The sequence below is a fragment of the Blautia difficilis genome (genome assembly GCF_014297245.1).
Taxonomy (GTDB): Bacteria; Bacillota; Clostridia; order Lachnospirales; family Lachnospiraceae; genus Blautia_A; species Blautia_A difficilis.
In genome coordinates this window covers 94,605-116,690 of sequence record NZ_JACOQG010000004.1, presented here as the reverse complement: position 1 = coordinate 116,690, position 22,086 = coordinate 94,605, and the positions used below count along the sequence as shown (strand labels likewise).

19 protein-coding genes and 1 riboswitch are annotated in these 22,086 nt (G+C 40.8%); of the genes, 13 read left to right on the top strand and 6 right to left on the bottom strand.

Features of this window, described 5'->3' with window-relative positions; translation table 11 throughout:
• Window positions 1-18: 18 nt before the first annotated feature.
• The gene (gcvH, locus tag H8Z82_RS04370; RefSeq protein ID WP_019163291.1) at window positions 19-402 is read right to left on the bottom strand and encodes a glycine cleavage system protein GcvH; all 384 of its coding nucleotides are present in this window, start codon (window positions 400-402) and stop codon (window positions 19-21) included.
• 28 nt (window positions 403-430) lie between these two features.
• Window positions 431-1,525, bottom strand: a complete 1,095-nt coding sequence (gene gcvT / locus H8Z82_RS04365; protein ID WP_186994383.1) for a glycine cleavage system aminomethyltransferase GcvT — start codon at window positions 1,523-1,525, stop codon at window positions 431-433.
• 146 nt (window positions 1,526-1,671) lie between these two features.
• A riboswitch (glycine riboswitch) is annotated at window positions 1,672-1,749 on the bottom strand.
• Window positions 1,750-1,988: 239 nt separating this feature from the next.
• Between gcvT and glpK the strand changes: the two genes are divergently transcribed.
• Genes glpK through H8Z82_RS04345 form a run of 4 tightly spaced genes read left to right on the top strand, consistent with a single transcriptional unit; the run spans window position 1,989 to window position 6,592 of the window.
• The gene (gene glpK, locus H8Z82_RS04360; RefSeq protein ID WP_186994382.1) at window positions 1,989-3,485 is read left to right on the top strand and encodes a glycerol kinase GlpK; all 1,497 of its coding nucleotides are present in this window, start codon (window positions 1,989-1,991) and stop codon (window positions 3,483-3,485) included.
• A 21-nt stretch (window positions 3,486-3,506) separates the two neighbouring features.
• Complete coding sequence (locus H8Z82_RS04355) at window positions 3,507-4,943, top strand: NAD(P)/FAD-dependent oxidoreductase (RefSeq protein WP_186994381.1); 1,437 nt, start codon at window positions 3,507-3,509, stop codon at window positions 4,941-4,943.
• A 17-nt stretch (window positions 4,944-4,960) separates the two neighbouring features.
• Window positions 4,961-6,229 (top strand): NAD(P)/FAD-dependent oxidoreductase, encoded by a 1,269-nt coding sequence (locus tag H8Z82_RS04350; RefSeq protein ID WP_186994380.1) that lies wholly within the window; start codon window positions 4,961-4,963, stop codon window positions 6,227-6,229.
• A 3-nt stretch (window positions 6,230-6,232) separates the two neighbouring features.
• Window positions 6,233-6,592, top strand: a complete 360-nt coding sequence (locus H8Z82_RS04345; RefSeq protein WP_186994379.1) for a DUF1667 domain-containing protein — start codon at window positions 6,233-6,235, stop codon at window positions 6,590-6,592.
• Window positions 6,593-6,684: 92 nt separating this feature from the next.
• On the opposite strand, the gene H8Z82_RS04340 is transcribed toward H8Z82_RS04345, so the two are convergent.
• The gene (locus tag H8Z82_RS04340; protein WP_117675050.1) at window positions 6,685-7,398 is read right to left on the bottom strand and encodes a TraX family protein; all 714 of its coding nucleotides are present in this window, start codon (window positions 7,396-7,398) and stop codon (window positions 6,685-6,687) included.
• A gap of 375 nt (window positions 7,399-7,773) precedes the next feature.
• Between H8Z82_RS04340 and H8Z82_RS04335 the strand changes: the two genes are divergently transcribed.
• Both H8Z82_RS04335 and H8Z82_RS04330 read left to right on the top strand, forming a co-directional pair.
• Entirely contained in the window at window positions 7,774-8,781 is a 1,008-nt protein-coding gene (locus H8Z82_RS04335; protein ID WP_186994378.1) for an aldo/keto reductase, read from the top strand.
• A gap of 151 nt (window positions 8,782-8,932) precedes the next feature.
• Entirely contained in the window at window positions 8,933-10,456 is a 1,524-nt protein-coding gene (locus H8Z82_RS04330) for a transposase (protein WP_207724616.1), read from the top strand.
• 133 nt (window positions 10,457-10,589) lie between these two features.
• Here H8Z82_RS04330 and eutJ read toward each other — a convergent pair whose 3' ends face one another.
• Entirely contained in the window at window positions 10,590-11,426 is an 837-nt protein-coding gene (gene eutJ, locus H8Z82_RS04325; RefSeq protein WP_173743120.1) for an ethanolamine utilization protein EutJ, read from the bottom strand.
• 269 nt (window positions 11,427-11,695) lie between these two features.
• Between eutJ and H8Z82_RS04320 the strand changes: the two genes are divergently transcribed.
• The 7 genes from H8Z82_RS04320 (at window position 11,696) to lepB (ending at window position 18,684) form a co-directional block, all read left to right on the top strand.
• On the top strand, window positions 11,696-12,232 hold the full coding sequence (locus H8Z82_RS04320; RefSeq protein ID WP_186994376.1) for a hypothetical protein: 537 nt from the start codon (window positions 11,696-11,698) through the stop codon (window positions 12,230-12,232).
• A 130-nt stretch (window positions 12,233-12,362) separates the two neighbouring features.
• The gene (locus H8Z82_RS04315) at window positions 12,363-12,848 is read left to right on the top strand and encodes a LeuD/DmdB family oxidoreductase small subunit (protein WP_019163282.1); all 486 of its coding nucleotides are present in this window, start codon (window positions 12,363-12,365) and stop codon (window positions 12,846-12,848) included.
• A gap of 1 nt (window position 12,849) precedes the next feature.
• Window positions 12,850-14,103, top strand: a complete 1,254-nt coding sequence (locus H8Z82_RS04310) for a 3-isopropylmalate dehydratase large subunit (protein WP_173743121.1) — start codon at window positions 12,850-12,852, stop codon at window positions 14,101-14,103.
• Between the two features lie 96 nt (window positions 14,104-14,199).
• Window positions 14,200-14,691, top strand: coding sequence for a LeuD/DmdB family oxidoreductase small subunit (locus tag H8Z82_RS04305; RefSeq protein ID WP_019163280.1), 492 nt, complete (start codon window positions 14,200-14,202; stop codon window positions 14,689-14,691).
• A gap of 17 nt (window positions 14,692-14,708) precedes the next feature.
• Window positions 14,709-15,962, top strand: a complete 1,254-nt coding sequence (locus H8Z82_RS04300; RefSeq protein ID WP_186994375.1) for a 3-isopropylmalate dehydratase large subunit — start codon at window positions 14,709-14,711, stop codon at window positions 15,960-15,962.
• Between the two features lie 419 nt (window positions 15,963-16,381).
• Window positions 16,382-17,947, top strand: coding sequence for an aminotransferase class I/II-fold pyridoxal phosphate-dependent enzyme (locus H8Z82_RS04295; RefSeq protein ID WP_279289711.1), 1,566 nt, complete (start codon window positions 16,382-16,384; stop codon window positions 17,945-17,947).
• A gap of 164 nt (window positions 17,948-18,111) precedes the next feature.
• A complete protein-coding gene (gene lepB, locus H8Z82_RS04290; protein ID WP_186994374.1) occupies window positions 18,112-18,684 on the top strand; it encodes a signal peptidase I in 573 nt (190 codons plus the stop codon).
• 110 nt (window positions 18,685-18,794) lie between these two features.
• On the opposite strand, the gene H8Z82_RS04285 is transcribed toward lepB, so the two are convergent.
• Complete coding sequence (locus H8Z82_RS04285; RefSeq protein ID WP_186994373.1) at window positions 18,795-20,300, bottom strand: response regulator transcription factor; 1,506 nt, start codon at window positions 20,298-20,300, stop codon at window positions 18,795-18,797.
• Window positions 20,269-22,080, bottom strand: a complete 1,812-nt coding sequence (locus H8Z82_RS04280; RefSeq protein ID WP_186994372.1) for a sensor histidine kinase — start codon at window positions 22,078-22,080, stop codon at window positions 20,269-20,271. The genes H8Z82_RS04285 and H8Z82_RS04280 overlap by 32 nt, the downstream gene beginning before the upstream one ends.
• Window positions 22,081-22,086 lie beyond the last annotated feature (6 nt).

Genomic DNA, 22,086 nt, shown 5'->3' with positions numbered 1-22,086 from the left:
TAGTTAAAATCTGACAGATCAGCCGTTGCTTTCAGCCTGACAGTGAGCTTCATATTCAGCAGCTCCGATCAGCTCTTCTTCATCAGTGACATCTTTTACTTTGATGAGCCATGCGTCATAAGGTGCTTCGTTGATCAGTTCCGGGTGGTCCAGAAGCTCTTCATTGATCTCGCAGACAGTTCCGGATACAGGGGAGAAAATGTCTGATACAGCTTTGACAGATTCTACATCGCCAAGTGCTTCTCCGGCAGTAACCGTATCATCAACTTCCGGCAGATTAACAAATACCAGGTCGCCAAGCTCACTCTGCGCGAAGTCGGTAAGACCGATCACAGTGATTTCTCCTTCGTTTTTAACCCATTCATGTGATTTGGAATAACGTAATGTTTCTGGATAATTCATAATAGATCCTCCGTAATTTTATTTGAAATTATTTTTTGGTTTTTGAATAGAAGGGAAGAGAGACAACTTCCATCTCTACTTTCCGGCCGCGTACGTCCGCGGTAAGTCTGGTGCCGACTGCGGCATATGTTTTGTCTACCAGTGCCATGGCAATAGGATATCCAAGGTAAGGTGCGTGGGTGCCGGAAGTAGTCATGCCCACCTGGGTATCGCCGGAGAAGACTGGCATGTGTTCTCTTACAATGCCGCGTCCGGTGATTTTCAGCCCTACGCGTATACGTGTGGGTTCGCTTGATTCCAGAGCTTCTTTTCCAATAAACTCTTCTTTGGAAAATTTCACGCAGAAGCCAAGTCCGCTTTCCAGAGGTGTGACTGTCTCATCCATTTCATGTCCATACAGAGGCATGCCGGCTTCCAGTCGAAGTGTGTCTCTGGCTCCCAGTCCACAGCAGATCAGACCTTCGTCTTTTCCTGTTTCCAGCAGAAGCTCCCACATGTTGGCTGCATCTTTGGCATCAAGATAAAGTTCATATCCTGCAGATCCGGTATAGCCGGTTTTGGAGACTATGCAGTGCATACCACCGATAGTGCGATCAAAACAGGCGCTGTAGTATTTTACCGGGAATTCGTCTTCCGGAAGAAGTTTTGCCAGGATCTCATGGGCTTTTGGTCCTTGTACGGCAATCTGGGCAACAGAATCGGAAATGTCTGTGAGTGTGGCTCCTTCCACATCCTGCTCATGGGTTTTCATCCATGCAAAATCTTTATCCCTGTTGGCTGCGTTCACTACGATAAAATAATGCTCATCCCGGACCTTATAAACGATCAGGTCATCTACGCAGCAGCCGTTTTCATAGCACATGAGGCTGTATCTTGCCTGACCGTCATACATATTTGTGAAATCATTGGTCAGCAGATGGTTGAGCAGCTTCAATGCTCCGGGGCCTTCGCAAAGAATTTCTCCCATATGGGATACATCAAAGAGACCACAGGCTTCCCGGACTGCCATATGTTCGGCAATCACGCCAGTCTGGTACTGGACGGGAAGAAGATATCCTGCAAAAGGAACAATCTTGCCTCCGTGTGCCTGATGGGTGGCATAGAGCGGTGTTGTTTTTTCCATAGGTGATTCCTCCTTATCATATACATAAAAAAGCGCAGAACAAATAAATACTTGTTCTGCGCTCTGTCATCTTAACCTGAAAGATTACCCGAAATTTTGTGATCGGTTGCTTCTTCGGTGCAACTTTATGTTGCTTTCCAGAGGTTCGTCGGAAACTGGTCCATTTGCCTGAGAGTTCTTCATCCCCTTCGGCGCGCATTTTGCGTCTCTCCCAGTTTCGTCATTCGATATCTTGAATTGCCTTCATGCTAACATAAAATACCAAAAACGTCAACAGAAAATATAGACTTTTATTAAAAAATTACTAAAAATTTGAAACATATTTTCTTTATATTGGACAAAATTAATAGTATAATGTTATAAAAAAGAATAAATTTTGACATGTGCGTTATTCTGGATTTGTTAGAAATTATCTTATATAATACAATCATTATAAAGGAGACCATGAAAGGGAGGAAAAAGAATGGCTAAATATGTAATGGCTCTGGATGCAGGAACAACAAGTAACAGATGCATCCTGTTTAATGAAAAGGGAGAATTGTGCAGCGTTGCACAGAGGGAATTCACACAGTATTTTCCAAAACCAGGATGGGTTGAACATGATGCTGATGAGATTTGGGCAAGTATGCTTGGTGTAGCTGTTGAAGCAATGAATATGATCGGGGCAACCGCTGAAGATATTGCAGCAATCGGTATTACGAATCAGAGAGAAACTACGATTGTATGGGATAAAGAGACTGGCGAACCAATTTATCATGCCATCGTGTGGCAGTGCCGCAGAACTTCTGAATATTGTGACAGCCTGAAGGAAAAAGGACTCATTGATAAATTCAGAGAAAAAACAGGTCTTGTTATTGATGCCTACTTCTCAGGAACAAAGGTAAAATGGCTCCTGGACAATGTGCCGGGTGCGAGAGAACGGGCGCAGAGAGGGGAATTACTATTTGGTACAGTTGAGACCTGGCTGATCTGGAAACTGACAAAAGGTGCAGTTCATGTAACAGATTATTCTAATGCTTCCCGCACGATGCTGTTCAACATCAACACACTGGAATGGGATGAGGAGATCCTTGCAGAGCTGGATATCCCCAAATGTATGCTGCCTGAACCAAAACCTTCAAGCTGTGTATACGGAGAGGCAGATATATCTTACCTTGGCGGACCTATCCCAATTGCAGGTGCTGCCGGAGATCAGCAGGCTGCTTTATTCGGACAGACCTGTTTCAATGCAGGAGAAGCAAAAAATACATATGGAACAGGCTGTTTTCTTCTTATGAATACCGGTGAGAAACCAATCTTTTCAAAAAATGGTCTGGTAACAACCATTGCGTGGGGACTGGACGGAAAAGTAAATTATGCGCTGGAAGGCTCCATCTTTGTAGCAGGTGCTGCGATCCAGTGGCTGAGAGATGAACTTCGTATTATTGAGTCCGCAGCAGATTCAGAATACATGGCAAAGAAAGTAAAAGATACAAACGGATGTTATGTGGTACCTGCATTTACCGGACTTGGCGCACCGCACTGGGATCAGTATGCAAGAGGAACTATTGTAGGAATCACACGTGGAGTTAACAAATATCATATTATCCGTGCAACCCTGGAATCTCTTGCTTATCAGGTAAATGATGTACTGGAAGCAATGAAAGCAGACTCAGGGATTGATCTGGCAGCACTTAAGGTTGATGGAGGAGCAAGCGCAAATGATTTCCTGATGCAGACACAGTCTGATATTATCAATGCACCGGTTAACCGTCCTCAATGTGTGGAGACAACAGCAATGGGTGCTGCTTATCTTGCAGGTCTGGCAGTGGGATACTGGACAAGTAAAGAAGATGTTGTTAAAAACTGGGCAATTGATCAAACGTTTGAGCCGAAGATTTCTGATGAAGAAAGAGAAAAACGTATCAAGGGCTGGAACAAGGCTGTCAAATACGCTTATGGATGGGCAAAAGAGGATTAGTGATTAAGGAGTGATCTGGGAATGTATGATGTAATAATTATCGGAGCCGGAGTTTCAGGTGCGGCAACAGCAAGAGAGCTATCACGATACAAAATAAAAGCCTGTGTAATTGAAAAAGAAGAGGATGTATGTTGCGGCACTTCCAAGGCAAACAGTGCTCTTGTCCATGCCGGCTATGATGCTGCTGAAGGATCACTGAAGGCAAAACTGAATGTCAGGGGAAATCAGATGATGGAACAGCTTTCCCGGGATCTGGATTTTCCGTTTAAGAAAAATGGTTCTCTGGTTGTATGTCTGCATGAAGAAGATATGCCAAATCTTCAGGCACTGTATAACAGAGGCATTGCAAATGGAGTTAAGGAGTTAAGGATTCTTAACCGTGAGGAACTGAAGGAAATGGAGCCGAATATTTCCGATCAGGCTTACGCTGCGCTTTATGCACCTACAGCCGGTATTGTATGTCCTTTTGGTATGAATATGGCAATGGCAGAGAATGCAAATGCCAATGGTGTGGAATTTAAATTTGATACAGAAGTTACGGATCTTAAACCAATAGATAAGGGCTGGGAGGTTCATACAGATCATGGAGTTTTCCAGACAAGATACGTGGTAAATGCAGCCGGTGTTTATGCAGACAGATTCCATAATATGGTAAGTGAGGAGAAGATCCATATCACACCCCGGCGTGGAGATTACTGTCTGCTTGATAAGAGCGCAGGAAACCATGTAAGTAAAACTATCTTCGCACTTCCGGGAAAATACGGAAAAGGTATTCTGGTGGCACCCACAGTCCACGGAAATCTGCTCCTTGGTCCAACCGCAATTGATATTGATGATAAAGAGGGAACCAACACCACCAGAGAAGGTCTGGACCAGGTGATCGCTAAAGCAGAAATGAATGTAAAAAATATTCCGCTCCGTCAGGTTATCACTTCATTTGCCGGACTTCGTGCACATGAGGACGGAAATGAGTTTCTGATTGGTGAAGTGGAAGATGCAAAAGGTTTCATCGACTGTGCAGGTATCGAATCACCGGGACTTACCAGTGCACCGGCCATCGGGGAAATGATTGCACAGATCCTGAAGGAAAAAATGAACCTGGAAGAAAAGGAAGATTTCATCGCAACAAGAAAAAGGATTCTTGATCCCAATACCCTTAGCAAGGAAGAAAGAATCGCACTGATCAGAGAAAAACCAGAGTATGGAAATATTATCTGCCGTTGCGAGATGGTAACAGAAGGTGAGATCATGGATGCCATTAACAGACCTCTGGGAGCAAAATCACTGGATGGAGTAAAACGCAGAACAAGAGCCGGTATGGGACGCTGCCAGGATGGCTTCTGTTCCCCGAGAACAATGGAGATCCTGGCAAGAGAACGACATGTGAGCATGTTTGATATTACGAAATCCGGTGGAAATTCCAGAATTGTCACAGATAATAATAAGGATTCGTTATAAAAGGGAGGCATTGAATCATGAAAGCTTATGATATTGTTATCATCGGAGGAGGACCGGCAGGACTTGCAGCTGCGATCTCTGCGAAGAAAAGCGGCGTTGACAGTATCCTGATCCTTGAAAGAGACCGGGAGCTTGGCGGGATTCTGAATCAGTGTATCCATAATGGATTCGGACTTCATACATTCAAAGAAGAACTGACCGGACCGGAATATGCAGAACGTTTTATTGGACAGGTGAAAGAACTGGACATTGAATATAAATTAAACACAATGGTCATGGATATCAGCTCTCAGAAGATAGTCACTGCAATGAACCGTGAAGAAGGACTTTTTGAGATCCAGGCAAAAGCAGTTGTTCTGGCAATGGGATGCCGCGAACGTTCCAGAGGAGCACTGAATATCCCGGGCTATCGCCCTGCAGGTATTTTCTCAGCAGGTACAGCACAGAGACTGGTAAATATTGAAGGCTATATGCCGGGAAGAGAAGTTGTGATCCTTGGTTCCGGAGATATTGGTCTGATCATGGCAAGACGAATGACACTGGAAGGTGCAAAGGTTAAAGTAGTTGCAGAATTGATGCCTTATTCCGGCGGACTGAAACGAAATATTGTTCAGTGCCTGTATGATTACGGAATCCCGCTGAAGCTCAACCATACAGTTGTTGATATTAAGGGAAAAGAACGGCTGGAAGGTGTTACACTGGCACAGGTAGACGATCACGGAAAGCCAATCCCCGGAACTGAGGAAGAATACAACTGTGATACTCTTCTCCTTTCCGTAGGTTTAATTCCGGAAAATGAGCTCTCAAGAGGTATGGGTGTGGATATGAATCCTGTAACATCAGGACCTAAAGTAAACGAAAGCCTTGAGACAAATATTGAAGGTGTATTTGCATGTGGAAATGTATTGCACGTACATGACCTGGTTGACTTTGTATCTGAAGAAGCCGGAACTGCCGGAAGAAATGCTGCTGAATATGTGAAACTGGGAAATGAAAGAAGCTCAGAGGGAAAAGAGATCAGGATAAATCCGGTTGAAGGTGTCAGATACACAGTTCCGGGAACCATCCATACAGACCGTATGGATGAGAATCTGACCGTGCGCTTCCGTGTGGGCGGTGTTTATACAAACTGCTACATCAGTGCATATTTTGATGAAGAAAGAGTGATCCACAAAAAACGTCCGGTTGTTGCACCAGGAGAAATGGAAGAGATTAAGCTGACAAAAGAGCAGCTTCTGAAATATCCTGATCTTCAGACCATCACAGTTAAGATTGAGGAGGCGTAAACTATGGAAGAGAGAAAACTGACATGTATCGGCTGTCCCATGGGCTGTCCTCTTACTGTTGTGATGAATGGCAAAGAGGTGGTAAGTGTCACTGGAAATACCTGTAAGCGCGGTGATGTATATGCCAGAAAAGAAGTGACTGACCCTACAAGGATCGTGACCTCTACTGTACGTGTATCAGGGGGCAGCATTCCTATGGTATCAGTAAAAACAAAAGAGGATATTCCTAAAGATAAGATCTTTGAATGTGTAAGAGCCCTGAAAGGCATTCAAGTCCCGGCACCTGTTCATATTGGAGATATCATTCTTAAAAATGTGGCGGATACCGGTGTGGATATTGTTGCAACCAAAAATGTAGAATGATATATAAATGGGGCTGTGAAATAACAGTCATCTACGCAAAAAGAGGACTTTTCGTTCATTTTAAAAGAAAAGTCCTTTTTAAAATTTCATATTCAAATCTTAAGACACATTCTTATAATTCCTAAAATCAGCAAATGTACTGGATAAAAAAGATAATTAAACCACTTATTCTGTTTTCCACGTTCTCCATTATAAGTAAGTGTCAGGCCAAATCCAAGCAAAGCCCATGGTTCTTTGAACATGGAAAGATAGGAAAATGGAATCGCAAGTGCCTGTCGGTCATGAAAAATATAATAGAAATATCCAATCAGCACCGCATGGTGTTCATAATCTAATCCCAGATTCATTGCAGCAAAGCACAATACTGTCACAATGAGAAATGATACGAAATACCATAAAGCTTTCGGCAATGCTGCCATCTTTTCCTTGAGTACATCAATCAGCCAGATCATGGCAAGCACCAAGGCTAACGTAAACATAATATTGTTCCAGTTGGCTTCAAAAAATGTAGCTGTTGTACACATATCAAAAGGAATTTCTGATATTACTCCAAATACAAGAAGTGTAATTAAATACTTCCATTTATTTTTTGTGTGGAAATAGCCTTCCACGAGAAGGAAGATGAATATTGGAAATGCGATTCTTCCTAAAATATCAAAAAAGTCACTCAACCGATTCAATGCTCCTCCATCCAAATTCGGATAGATTAACGCTTTGTTTGTGTGATCGATAAGCATAGATAGAAAAGCAATGTATTTAAGCTGCGCCCCTGAAAATATTTTTATTCTTTCTTTTATATTGTTCATAAAAATAGTCCTTTTTTTAATTTCTTCAATTACATTCACTTATTGGGTCATCTTTACCCACCCCACTGGATATGGCGAAAAGGAACCGTTGAATAGTAGGAAGCTAAGATTGTGATAACTCTATATTACTATAGTTGTTTTGAAAAAACTATATAAAAGAAGAGTTTATGAAGCATAAAGCTTTAAAGAAAATCGAAGGAGGAAAGTCCACTCAAAGAGTGAATATACAAAAACAAAAGATTAAGGTGCAGAAACTTCATCTGGAATTGTTGGAGAAATTGCAGTAGCATACAGCGAAAACAGAGGATGAAATGAAGAGCTGGATGCAATTGAAGAAAAAATATGATATCCTAAGTGTAGCAGAAAGATATAATCATGGAGGTATATACACATGTACATTGCAGGCAAAAAAGATACGACACAATAGTTTACAACCGCTGCGGTAAAAGTGGCTTGAAGCTGCCTGTTGTTTCACTTGGACTCTGGCACAATTTTGGTGATACAAGTGTCTACGAAAATATGAAGCAGATGTGCTTTACCGCTTTTGACAATGGAATCACTCATTTTGACCTTGCCAATAATTATGGGCCTGCTTATGGCAGTGCAGAACGCAATTTCGGCAAGCTTTTCAGGGAAGAACTTCATCCATACCGAGATGAAATGCTCATCAGCACAAAGGCCGGATTTGATATGTGGGAAGGACCTTATGGTAATTGGGGAAGCCGCAAGTACCTTATTGCAAGCCTGGACCAGAGTCTTAAGCGACTTGGACTTGATTATGTCGATATCTTCTATCATCACAGAATGGATCCTGAGACACCACTTGAGGAGACTATGGGTGCTCTTGACTCTATCGTTCGAAGTGGAAAAGCCCTTTATGTAGGTCTTTCAAATTATGATGGTCCCACACTTAAAAAGGCTACAGAAATCCTAACCTATTTGAAATGTCCTTTCGTAATCAACCAGAACCGTTATTCTATTTTTGACAGAACAATTGAGAATAACGGGCTTAAGGACACTGCCTATGAGCTTGGAAAAGGTATCATAGCTTTCTCTCCTCTCGCACAGGAACTTCTTACGAAGCGCTACCTCAATGGTATCCCTGCTGATAGCAGAATTGCCACTGACGGACGATTTCTTAATGAGACTGCACTTACATCAGAAAAGCTTTCCCAGATTCAGGCACTTAACGAAATTGCTATGGAAAGAGGACAGACGCTTGCCGAGATGGCTCTTAGCTGGATTCTAAAAGATGATAAAGTAACAAGTGTCCTGATTGGAGCTTCAAAACCTGAGCAGATTCTTGATAATATCAAGATAATCGGACATACTGATTTTTCAGATGAAGAACTTAAGAAGATTGATGATATCGTTAATTCTTAATCAATGAAAGGGGCTGTGAAAAAAGAATAGTCCTGAAAAAAGAAAGACCAAGAGTTTATAATGAACTCAAGGTCTTTCTTTCTGTTATAATTAACTTGTGAAAAAAATTAATAACATAATTTATTCTAACCCAAAACAGGCAGTTTTGCCAATGCTAATTCAAGATTATCTGGACATCTGTGATCCAGTGCTGACTTTTGACAGATTTATGGGAGAAATCGAACTGGAGAAATATCTGAAAAATATTCCGCAACATTATACAGGAAGATTTAGATATGCCCCGGTCAGTATGCTGAAGACAGTTTTGTTTGGATTTATGGCGAATGGCTATATATCGTTACGTGAGCTGGAGGATCAGTGTAAAGTCAATCTCCGCTTTACGTATCTTATGGACCATCAAACCCCTTCTTATCGTACCTTCGGCTACTTCATTAATGAGGTGCTTGCTGATTCCATTGAAGAAATATTTCGAGACATAAACAAAAAAATCTTCGAGACAGAACATGTGGATCTCCAACATCTATACATCGATGGTTCCAAGTTTGAAGCAAATGCAAATAAATATTCCTGGGTGTGGAAAAAAGCCACAGAAAAATCCAGATACCGGCTCTTTGATAAGATTACTGAACTCTTTAAGGAAATCAATGAAGAGCTGTCATGTACAGGGATAAAGCTTTGTATCAATAGTGAGTATGCACCAGAGTATTTAAAAGAAGCTGCCGAGCAGTATGCTGAAGCCTGGCAGATTGATGAAACGATATTTGTTCATGGTAGAGGACATCGTAAAACTACGCAGCAGCGTCATTATGAAAAACTCAGGGAGTATACAACCAAGTTGGAAGAATATGTAGAAAAAATAAAGATCTGCGGAGAAGAGCGCAACAGCTACTCAAAAACAGACCATTCGGCCACTTTTATGCGAATCAAGAAAGACTACATGGGAAATGACCAGTTGCTTCCAGCCTATAATGTACAGGTCGGTGTTGCAGATGAGTACATTGCTGTTGTCGATGTAAATCAGTATCGCTCAGATATGGATTGTTTTATTCCATTGATGAACAAGTTTTATACGACATATGGCTTTTATCCGAAATACCCAGTGGCAGATGCCGGATATGGTTCTTACAATAATTACATCTTCTGTGAGCAGCATGGAATGAAAAAATATATGAAGTTCCCTATGTTCAAGAAAGAGACTACTGACAAGAAGTATCATGAAGATCCATTTCGTGCAGTAAATTTTCCAATCGGGAAAGACGGGATTATGCGTTGCCCAAACGGGAAAAGATTTTACCTTCAGTATCAAAAAAACGTAAAGGGAAACAAGTATGGGCGTCAGGAAGAAGTGTATCAGTGTGAAGATTGCTCCAGCTGTCCATACGCAGAACAATGTAAAAAGACAGATAAAAACCGTACTGTTCGGATCAACCGCGAACTTACAGCGATGCATCAGGAAGTGATAGAAAATCTCGAAAGTATCCAGGGAGCACTTCTGAGGATGAACAGATCCATCCAGGCAGAAGGTACTTTTGGTATCATGAAAAACGATCGGTGGTACAAAAGAATTGTCCGAAGAGGAATAAAATCTGTACTGCTCGAAGTATTTCTTGTTTCTATCGGACACAATCTTTATAAATATCACAACAAACAGAAAAAAGGTGCAACTGCCGCATAGGATTTCATAATAGCATTCTTATGGGGTAAGGGGAACTATACCCTTTTTTATGTAATATAACTACTATTACATCCATAAGCAAAAGGACGCATGAAAAAACTCTCGTTTTTTCACACGCCCATTTAAATAATAATTATTTTTTATGTGTGACCGGAGGAAGATCGCAGTAATAAGCGATTCCCAGCGGAGTAACCAGAAGCGGATGAACCGGACGATAAACAGGCAGTCCCAGCTTTTTCTCAAATACAGCCGTGAAATCCCTGAAGCTGGCGGAACCTCCGGCAACATATACAGCAGGAACCTGGTAACCATTGAGAAATTTCTGAGTGATGGTAGCCATTTTTTCTACAGTAGCTTTGATCACAGGGAAAATTTCATCTTCCTTTGAAGGATCGGTTTTTAAAATTTCAGCTTCTTCGTAGGGAATATTGTAATGTCCTGCCACTGTCATTGTCATGTGACTGCCGCCGGTAGCCTCATCGTCTGTATAGATTACTTTGCCATCTTTGAGAATACTGATTCCCGTGGTGCCGCCGCCTACATCAACTACAGCACCATCTGTGATCTTAAGTACAGCCGCTGCAGCGGTTGGTTCATCTACGATATTCGTAACCTCAAAGCCAGCGCCCTCCAGCACATACTGGATGCTTTTGGTACTTCCCTGAGAGACTCCGGGTGGAATGGCTGCTGCCGCATAAGGAAGCTCAGTCTTTAATTTCTCTTCAAGTTCAGCTTTCAGTTTTGTGACAAGCTGAACAGATTCATAAAAATTAACAATTACACCGTCACGGATTGCGCGGGAAGGTGCAGATATGCCGGCAATGGGACGATTGGTATTGTCTACAACTGCCAGAACAGTGTTGGCAGTACCAAGATCCACGCCTACTTTCAGTCGGCCTTTGAAATTTTTACATTCACCGGTGCGTACAAGCTCGGCGAAATTTGATAAGGTTCTGTTTTTTAATTCCATTGTATACTCCTGATATTCTATCAATATTACGAAGATGCTCTACTTCGCAGAATTATCATTACCATAGTTCTCATTATAAAAGATATATTATAAAAAAGCAATAAAATACAGATATCAATCTGCAGGCTTTTATGTAAGATTTGCTAAAGAAAAATATCTGCTTTTATGAATTATAAATGGACTGTGTTAATGCAAAAATGCGGGTTGGAAAAAGAACAAAAATAAATTATAATGACTTTTATACTTAAATGTGAGAAAGCAGGAACAACATGAGTGAATATATAACAACCTATACGGGAAATCATTTTAAACCAACCAATCCGGATCCGGAGCTGATCCGGATTGAGGATATTGCACATGCTCTTTCATTGATCTGCAGGGGAAATGGTCATGTAAAGACTTTCTGGTCAGTGGGAGAACATTGTATCTGCTGTGCAAAAGAGGCTGCTGCCAGAGGCTTGTCTGACCGTATGGTTCTGGCCTGTCTGCTTCATGACGCCAGTGAATGCTATATGTCGGATGTACCTTCACCGTTTAAAAAAGAGCTGCCTGAGTATCAGATATGGGAAGAACAGCTGCTCTGTATGATTTATAAGAAGTTTTTGGGTTCTGCGCTGACAGAGGAAGAGCAGACCCGGCTGGACGAAATCGATCATGCACTGCTCTGGTATGATCTGGAAATCCTTCTGGGAGAAAAACAGCAGACAGAGGCACCAAGGCTTCATATTGACCTGACTTATGAGGTACGTCCCTTTGAAGAGGTGGAAAGAGAATATTTGGATATTTTTACCAGAACATATAAATGAAGAACGTGATATCTTTTATTTTCTTTCAGCAGTATTTTGTGTTAGAATAGGAAAAGAATTTTTACATTGTCTGACAAAAAGTGTCAGGGAATGAGTGTACAATGAATATATCAGAAAGGAATCATATATTATGGAACAGGGAACAATTTTTAAATTTCATAATGATCTGGATACAGATCAGATCATTGCTTCACAGTATCTGTTGCTTCCAAATCTGGATGAGATGAAAGGACATACCTTTGAATCTTTGGATCCGGATTTTGCAAAGAAGGTAAAGCCTGGAGATTTTGTGGTTGGCGGAGAGAATTTTGGCTGCGGTTCCTCCAGAGAGCAGGCACCTGGTGTGCTGAAGGCTTTGGGTGTACAGGCTGTTATTGCCAAATCTTTTGCCAGGATTTTTTTCAGAAATGCCATTAATATCGGACTTCCGGCAATTGTCTGTAAAGATCTCCCGGATGAAGTTCAGACAGGGGACAAAATGGTGCTCCATATGTCTGAGGGAACAGCAGAAGCGAAGGGCAAAATATATTCCTGTACCAAATTGCCGGAATATATGCAGGGAATCTTAAATCAGGGTGGTCTGATCGCCTCTCTGAACCGAGAGGAGGAAAAATAAGATGGGAATGACAATCGCAGAGAAAATCATTGCTGCAGCTGCGGGAGTAGACAGTGTAAAACCGGGTGATATCCATACGGTAAAGCTGGACCGCCTGATGAGCAATGACGGAACTACACATCTGACAGTGGATATGTACAACAATAAATTAAAAAATCCTCATATTGCAGATGCAAAAAAGCTGGTATTTATTGTAGACCACAATGTACCTTCTGACAGCCCGAAAACTGCCGCATCCCAGAAAAAAATGAGGGATTTTGCAAGGGAAAATCATATTGATTTCTGGGAAGGCAAGGGAGTGTGCCACCAGGTTATGATCGAGAATTATGTACGTCCGGGTGAGCTGATCTTTGGCGCAGACAGCCATACTTGCTCTTACGGTGCACTGGGTGCTTTTGGTACAGGTGTTGGATGTACAGATTTCCTCTATGGTATGGTGACAGGAACCTCCTGGGTATTGGTACCGGAATCTGTGAAGTTTAATCTTGTGGGAAAATTACCGGAGGGTGTTTATGCCAGAGATCTGATCCTTACCATTATCGGTGAGATCGGGGCAAACGGATGTAATTATCAGGCTATGGAGTTTACAGGTGAAGGTGCAAAAACATTAAGCATCAGTGACCGAATGGCTCTCTGCAACATGGCAGTAGAAGCCGGTGCAAAGACAGGTATTTTTGAGGCTGATGAGAAGGCAATGGAATATCTGAAGGAGCATGGTCGTGAGCCGAAGGCTGTATTCCACAGTGATCCGGATGCAGTTTATGCCAGAGAATATACCTTTGATCTGTCCAAGGTGCGCCCGGTAGTGGCAAAGCCTGATTTTGTGGATAACGTAGTTCCTGCAGAGGAAACCTGTGGAATTCCGATTAATGAAGCCTTTCTTGGTTCCTGCAACAATGGACGTATTGAAGATCTCAGGGTAGGTGCTGAGATTATTAAAGGTAAAAAGGTTGCTGAGGGTGTTCGTTTCCTGGTGGTACCTGCAAGCCAGACCATTTACAGACAGGCATTAAAGGAGGGACTGCTGGACATCTTTATGGATGCAGGAGCAATTGTTATGAACCCGAACTGTAGTGTTTGTTGGGGAAGCTGTCAGGGTGTTATCGGTGAAAACGAGGTGCTGATCAGTACAGGAACACGTAACTTCAAAGGCCGTGCAGGACATCCAAGCTCCAAGGTATATCTGGGATCAGCAGCTACTGTTACAGCATCTGCTATTGCAGGTAAAATTGCTCTGGCCAGTGAAGTTAAGTAGTATTTTAACTGAATAAACTGCGGAGCAGTTATTCGGCGTAGAGCTGTGTAGCAAAGCGGATGATTTTATCCAATTGACATAAATGAGGTAAATATTATGGAAAAATTCACAGGAAAGGTGTGGGTACTTGGAGATGATATTGATACAGATATCATTATCCCTACTGAGTATCTGGCACTGAAAACAATAGATGATATGAAGCAGTATGGATTCAGCCCGCTCCGTCCGGAGTTGGCTGGACAGATCCGTAAGGGTGACATTATTGTTGCAGGCAAAAATTTTGGCTGCGGTTCCTCCAGAGAGCAGGCACCGGAGATTATCAAGGCACTGGGGATCCAGTGCGTGATCGCAAAATCCTTTGCCCGGATCTTTTTCCGCAACTCAATTAATAACGGACTTCTGCTGATTGAACAGCCAACCCTCTATGATGAGATCAAGGAGGGGGATGAGGTAACTGTAGTGCTGAATGAGCATGTAGATTACAATGGCAAACAGTACCCAATTGCTTCTCTGCCGGAGAATCTCATGGATATTATCCGGGCAGGCGGTCTGGTAAAGGCTATGCGTAAGCTGAATGGTCTGGATTAAGAGGAAGGGAGAAGCAAATGGGCGAGACAGTTATTGAGAAGATTATTAGAAATAATGTGGGAAAAGCGGTAAAACCGGGAGATATCGTGACTGTAAATGTGGACAGAGTGATGATCCACGATATTTTCATTCCTTTTGTTGCAGAGAAGTTCAAAGAGATGGGATTTACAAAGCTCTGGGATCCGGATAAAGTTGTGCTGATCTATGATCATCTGGTTCCGGCCAGTCAGCTGGACGATACCAGACATTTCCATGTGGGAGATGAGTTTGCAAAGAAATTTGGAATGAAAAATGTACATAGAAGTGACGGAATCTGTCATCAGCTGATGACGGAGGCTGGTTATGTGAAGCCCGGAAATGTGGTATTTGGTACAGACAGCCATACTACTACCTATGGCTGTGTGGGTGCTTTTTCCTCAGGTATCGGATATACAGAGATGGCAAGTATCCTGGGAACCGGTACCATGTGGATCCGGGTTCCTGAGACCATTAAGATTGTGATCGATGGAGAACTTCCGGAAAATGTAATGTCCAAGGATGTGATCCTGCGGATCATCGGTGATCTTACAGCAGCAGGTGCAACCTACCGATCACTGGAATTTACCGGAAGTACAGTGAAGAATATGTCTGTGGCAAGTCGTATGACGATGTCAAATATGGCAATAGAGGCAGGGGCCAAATGTGCGTTGTTTACACCGGATGAGAAAACAGCAGAGTACTGTGGAATTGAACTGGATGATTTTCAGAAGAGCCTGGCAGGAGATGAGGATGCTGTATATATGAAGATTTTGACCTATCGTGCCGAAGATTTTGTACCGGTTATGGCATGTCCTTCCCAGGTAGATAAGATTCGCCCTGTAGAGGAACTGGAGGGTACAGAGATTGATCAGGTATTTATCGGTTCCTGCACCAACGGACGTCTGGAGGATCTTCAGGCAGCGGCAGAGGTTCTGAAGGGAAAGAAAGTGGCAGATTATGTGAAGCTGATCGTCACACCTGCCAGCCGCAAGATCTACAGACAGGCAGCAGATATGGGAATCTTGGATATTCTGGCTGAGGCGGGAGCTATGATCACACATCCCGGTTGTGGACTGTGCTGCGGACGTGCCGGGGGTATCCTCACAGACGGAGAGCGTGTGGTAGCCACCAATAACCGTAATTTCCTGGGACGAATGGGAACATCAAAAGTTCAGATTTATCTGGCATCTCCCAGAACAGCAGCTTCCTGTGCTGTAGCTGGAAAGATTGTGAATCCGGTTATGGGAGAATAAACGGAGACAGATCATTGAGTAAATAATAAGGAGTACCTCAGATACAAGGAACAGTACATTATTGTACCGGTTTGTATCGGAGGTGCTTTTTTGTTTGAGCTAAGTTCAATATGATGATACTGGTTTTGTTGATGAATTTAGAAATATATAAGATGAAATTGAACAAAAAAATAAGGCCATAAAATACAAAAATAAGTGTTGAATTTTTGAAAATGAGATGATATACTGAGTTCAATTACATGAGGCGAAAATATATAAAGTTCAAAATAATGCTTATTGAACTTTGACATTATTGTAATGTAACTATTCAGCAGATAGTATTTTATGGGCAATAGAAGAACTGCTACATTTAACCAAATCAAGTAGCGAAGCGGATGATTTTATCCGCCGGACTTTTTCGAAAGGAAAGGGAGAAAAATATGGCGAATCATACATTTGCAGAAAGGCTGAAAGAGGCTTTAAATAATAAACAGATGAAACAGGTAGATCTGGTGCGCTGTGCTCAGGAGCAGGGTGTGAAGCTTGGAAAAAGTCATGTAAGTCAGTATCTCAGTGGCAAGACGATTCCCAGAGCAGAAATCCTGCATTTTATTTCCGGGGTATTGGATGTAACAGAAGAATGGTTGATGGGAAATGGAGATGCAGAGAAACGAATGAATCCGGAAGTAATGACACCGGAAGCTGAAAAGCATCCGGAAGACCTTGATGGAAGCAGTGAAAAAGGAGCTGAAGGCATGGAGCAGACAGTTGAGGAGGGACGAAAAGTGCGCGAGTTTAAAAAATCATCAAAGCTTGATAATGTATTGTATGATGTGAGAGGACCGGTAGTAGAGGAAGCAAGTCGTATGGAAGCTGCCGGAACACAGGTGTTGAAGCTGAATATCGGAAACCCTGCACCTTTTGGCTTCCGCACACCGGATGAGGTTATTTATGATATGCGTGACCAGCTGACAGACTGTGAGGGATATTCCGCATCCAAAGGTCTTTTTTCAGCCAGAAAAGCGATCATGCAGTATGCACAGCTGAAGAAAATCCCAAATGTCAGTGTGGAGGATATTTATACAGGAAATGGTGTCAGTGAACTGATCAATCTGTGTATGTCTGCATTGCTGGATAATGGAGATGAAATCCTGATCCCTTCTCCTGATTATCCACTTTGGACTGCCTGTGCAACTCTGGCAGGAGGTAAGGCGGTTCATTATATCTGTGACGAGAAATCTGAGTGGTATCCGGATATGGATGATATCCGCAAAAAGATTACAAGCAGAACAAAGGCAATCGTGCTGATCAATCCTAATAATCCTACGGGCGCTTTATATCCGAGAGAGGTGCTACAGGAAATTGTGAATATTGCCAGAGAGCATCAGCTGATCATTTTTTCTGATGAAATTTATGATCGTCTGGTTATGGATGGTCAGGAGCATGTTTCCATTGCATCCCTGGCACCGGATCTGTTTTGTGTAACTTTTAGTGGATTGTCCAAATCTCATATGATCGCAGGCTTCAGGATCGGCTGGATGATCTTAAGTGGAAATAAGCGTATTGCAGCAGACTATATTGAGGGCCTGAAGATGCTTTCCAATATGCGACTTTGTTCTAATGTGCCGGCACAGTCTATTGTACAGACTGCTCTGGGTGGTCATCAGAGTGTAAATGATTATATTGTTCCGGGTGGACGTATTTATGAGCAGAGAGAATATATTTACAATGCACTGACAGATATTCCTGGAATTACGGCTGTGAAGCCCAAGGCTGCATTTTATATGTTCCCGAAGATTGATGTGAAGAAGTTCGGTATTGTCAGTGATGAGAAATTTGCTCTGGATCTTTTGCGGGAAAAGAAGATCCTGTTGGTTCATGGAGGTGGATTCAACTGGGGACAGCCGGATCATTTCCGTGTAGTTTACCTGCCGCGAATTGAAGTGCTGAAAGAGGCAGCAGGTAAATTAAAGGATTTCCTGAGTACTTACCATCAGTCCCTTTGATAGAAAGGTCTGTTTATGACACAAGGTACAAAATGTTTCACGTGAAACATTTTGTACCTTTTTTGGAAGGAGATTTTATAAATTTATAGAATTTTAAGTAGTAGTTTCAGCTGTAATGTGTTAAACTGTAAACAGTTATGAATTTTCTGGAGGTGAAACTGATAATGGAAAACGAGGAGAAAAACCAGGAAGAACAACAGCAACAGCCTGCACAATCTGTGTGGAAGGAGATCTGGGATTATGCAAAGATTATTCTTGTTGTCTTTGTAATCGCATTTCTGCTGGGACATTTCGTGTATATTAATGCAAGAGTGCCGTCAGGTTCCATGGAACAGACTATTATGACAGGTGACAGAGTATTTGGAAACCGACTGGCATATAAGAATAAGGAGCCGGAGAGATTTGATATTGTGATTTTTAAATATCCGGATGATCCTTCACAGCTTTTTGTAAAAAGAGTGATCGGGCTCCCGGGTGAGACTGTTAATATCGTAGATGGTAAAGTGTATATTAACGATTCTGAAGAGCCGCTGGATGACAGCTTTTGTCCGGAAACACCGGAAGGCAGCTTTGGACCCTATACAGTACCTGAGGATTGCTATTTTATGTTAGGGGACAATCGTAATCACAGTATGGATTCCAGATACTGGACAAATACTTTTGTGGAAAAGGATGCCATTGAGGCACAGGTGGCTGTGAGATACTGGCCTCTGAATAAGATGGGAACTGTGAAATAAGGATAATTGTAAAAATTATAGTGATATGAGTAATATTAAGAGAACTGCCGAAAGAGAAAATCTGTCGGCAGTTTTGTTCTGCGATTTTTTAGTTGAATTAAAAAATATTTTTATGAATCAATTTTTTCTGAACGGATATATTCTTTAGGACTTACACCTGTGATTTTTTTGAAAACCTTTGAAAAGTAGAGAGAATCTTCGTATCCCACTTCATTGGCAACCTCTTTAATTTTTAACGAACTATTTGCCAGAAGGAACTTGGACTCATCAATTCTTTTTTTTACCAGATAATCCATTGGGGTTAAACCATAATAGGTCTTAAAAATACTAACTATGTACGATGGGACAAATCCGAAACGAGCTGCCAGTAATTGGTTGGTAATATTAGTTCGAAACATTTCGTCCAAGTAGTTTTTTATTTTTAAAGCAATTATTTTCTTGTCTCCGGAGTCATACATTGCGATTCCAAAAATATCTTTTAACAAGAAATTGAACTCCTTAAGTAGTTCTTTTTCACTATAATAATTCTCCAGAATAAACTGGATATCTTCTTCAACTTCAAAAAATTCTCTGTTTCCAGGATATAATTTATATATTTCAGATACAAAGTATTTGATGTTGCGCAAGGCTTCTTTTTGGATGATTGGACGCATAGTAAGTAAGTGAAGCAATTGAGCAAAAGATTCGATTATGTTATCAATATTTGCATTTTTACACTGAAGTATCAGACGGTCAATTTTATTTCTGAGATCAGAAAAATCTTGTCTGAATTCTTCAGAACTGTAAATTAAAACAGAATTTTTTAAAAAAATCATATGTTCACGGGTGTATTTTTGTAACAAATGATATGTTGAAAAAATATCAGGAAGCTCTACGGTTTCTTTGTAATATACAACCGTAACAATAATATCAGAACATTTTACTTTTCTAAAAAATTGATTCAAATGATTAGTATCGGGAATACTGTCTTTGCGAATAAAGATTAATTTTTCATTAATGCTTTTTCCATCTACAAGCCAGAAGTTTTCAGGAGGAACAATAAGTGAAAATGCTTTTTCCAGATCCATGTTTTTAAAGATTTCCTGATAATTTCTTTCATTTTCATAGAGACACATGCCAAGAGAGACCAGTAGAATACTGTATGAGGAATTCACTTCTGAAGGTATTTCCTTTGTTGGAAACATTTCAAGTCCTCTTACTGCATCTGTCAGATTTTGGACCTTTTCTTTGAGGTACTGTTTTTGGATTTTTTCTTCTATTTTTTCTAATACCAGTTTTAATTCCTGGACCTTTAAGGGCTTTAATAAATAATCAATAGCATGGTTAGTTATTGCGCATTTTACATATTCAAAATCTGTATATCCACTTAAAACTACAGGCAATACCGATAGCTCTTCATTAGAACAAAAGTCCAGTAATTCTTTACCGCCTACAATGGGAAGATTCATATCTACAAACATGACATCAACAGGATGTTCTTTCAGATATTGTAGTGCATCTTTCCCATTGTCGATGGCGGCTACTACAGTAAAGTTTTTATTGGTTTCTTCTATTTTTTGACAGATACTCCTCTGAATTGGAGGCTCATCTTCCACAACCATTACACGTATTTTCATAGTTCCCTCCAACTGTAATGCAAGTTCCGTTAGGATTGCTTTGTATATCAAAAAGCATATGATTTCCATAGGTAAGATACAATCTTATATAAACATTTTTTATAGACAAACCGCCGATTTTCATCTCTTTCATAAGCATCCTTACATCGCGACTACGCATCTTAAATAATTCTAACTTTAAATTTTCCAGTTCTTGCGGAGAGATTCCAGATCCATTATCCTGAATCTGTACTTCCCAACATTCTTCGGTGCAATAGATTTGAATATTAATTTGCCAGGGAAATTCTTTATTTCGAAAGCCATGTGCAAAACAATTTTCAAGAAGCGGTTGAATGATAAATTTGGGTAAATGACAGTTTTGGATTTCACCTACATAGGACATTGAATATTGGAATTTATCTTCGTATCGTATTTTCATTAGTTCAAGATAGTTTTCAGCATGTAAAATCTCACCATCTAAATTTCCAAAGCCTTCGGAAGAACTGATATTATATCTGATCATACTTGAAAGTTTCTCGCAGATTTCCGGTATCTTTTCACACTCGGAAGTACTGGACATTGCTGAAATAATTGTCAGGATGTTATGAATAAAGTGAGGGTTCATCTGTGTTTGTAATGCATACATCTGGCACCGTATTTCGTTTACTTTGCTGGCCATTTCTTTTTCCATGGACAGTTTTAAATTTTTTATCAATTCGTTAAATGCATTATTTAACTGCCTTAATTCATCTGTTTCATCACAGATCACAAGAGGTATTTCCTGTAAATTTTTATTAACCTGTAATCCGGTTAACATTTCACACATCTGAACAATGGGCTCAGTTGTCCTTTGGATAATAATTTTTTGTGCTAAAATCATGATAGTAATTAAAGAAAAAAGTAGAAAGATTCCCCAGGTAAAAGTAGACATAAGACTATGAATCAGGCCTGTGTTTTTCGATACAATCAGAACTTTTATTCCATATTTTTCAGAGTCCCAGAGTTTACAGTACAATCCTCCTCGCAGGTTGTTAGTTTGTCTCAGAAGTGTTTTTATTTCTGATTCTTTGCGATCACTTTGAAAGGAATATAATAAATGGTCATTTTTCTGATCTAAAATAAAACATTCCGTTTCTTTTCCAAGGAGTTTTCCAAGACGTGCGAAACTATCAATCTGAATTTGAACCTGTGTATATCCAAGACATTCGGAAGGTATTAACTGATAGTTTTTAATTTCACGCAGCACGGAAATTGTTGGTGATATTTCTCGCATGTAAGGATCAGAAGAATCGACCCGGAATAAACTGCCTTTTCCTTTTTGATCTGCGAAATAAGATTGTGTATCTGTAAAAATATCAGGGTTCGGACAATCTTTTTTCAAATATCCAAAATCCACAGCTTTTCCTACATAAGTGATATCCTGATTGGAATTAAATAAACTGATACGTTTTAGAATATTTTGCTTTAGCATATAAGAAATCAGATGTTGTTTTATAGTATAATCAACATCTGTATTTTCAACAAAATAGTTTTTTTCATCGTGATATTCCTCAAGTCCGCTGAATGCATCAATAATTTGATAATTTGCAGCAATTTGCAGAGCAATATCATCGGCAAGCCGAAGTGTATTATCAATTTGAGTGGTGATTCCTCGAAGTTGAACATCAATTTGTTCTTCGAATTCTGCTGTGCTGGTTTTGATGACATAACTGGAAAATACCATAGTTAGTATGATAAATAGTATTAGCATAATGAAAATGCTGCGCAATAAAATTCTCTTTTGAAATTGATATTTCTTCAAGTCCTC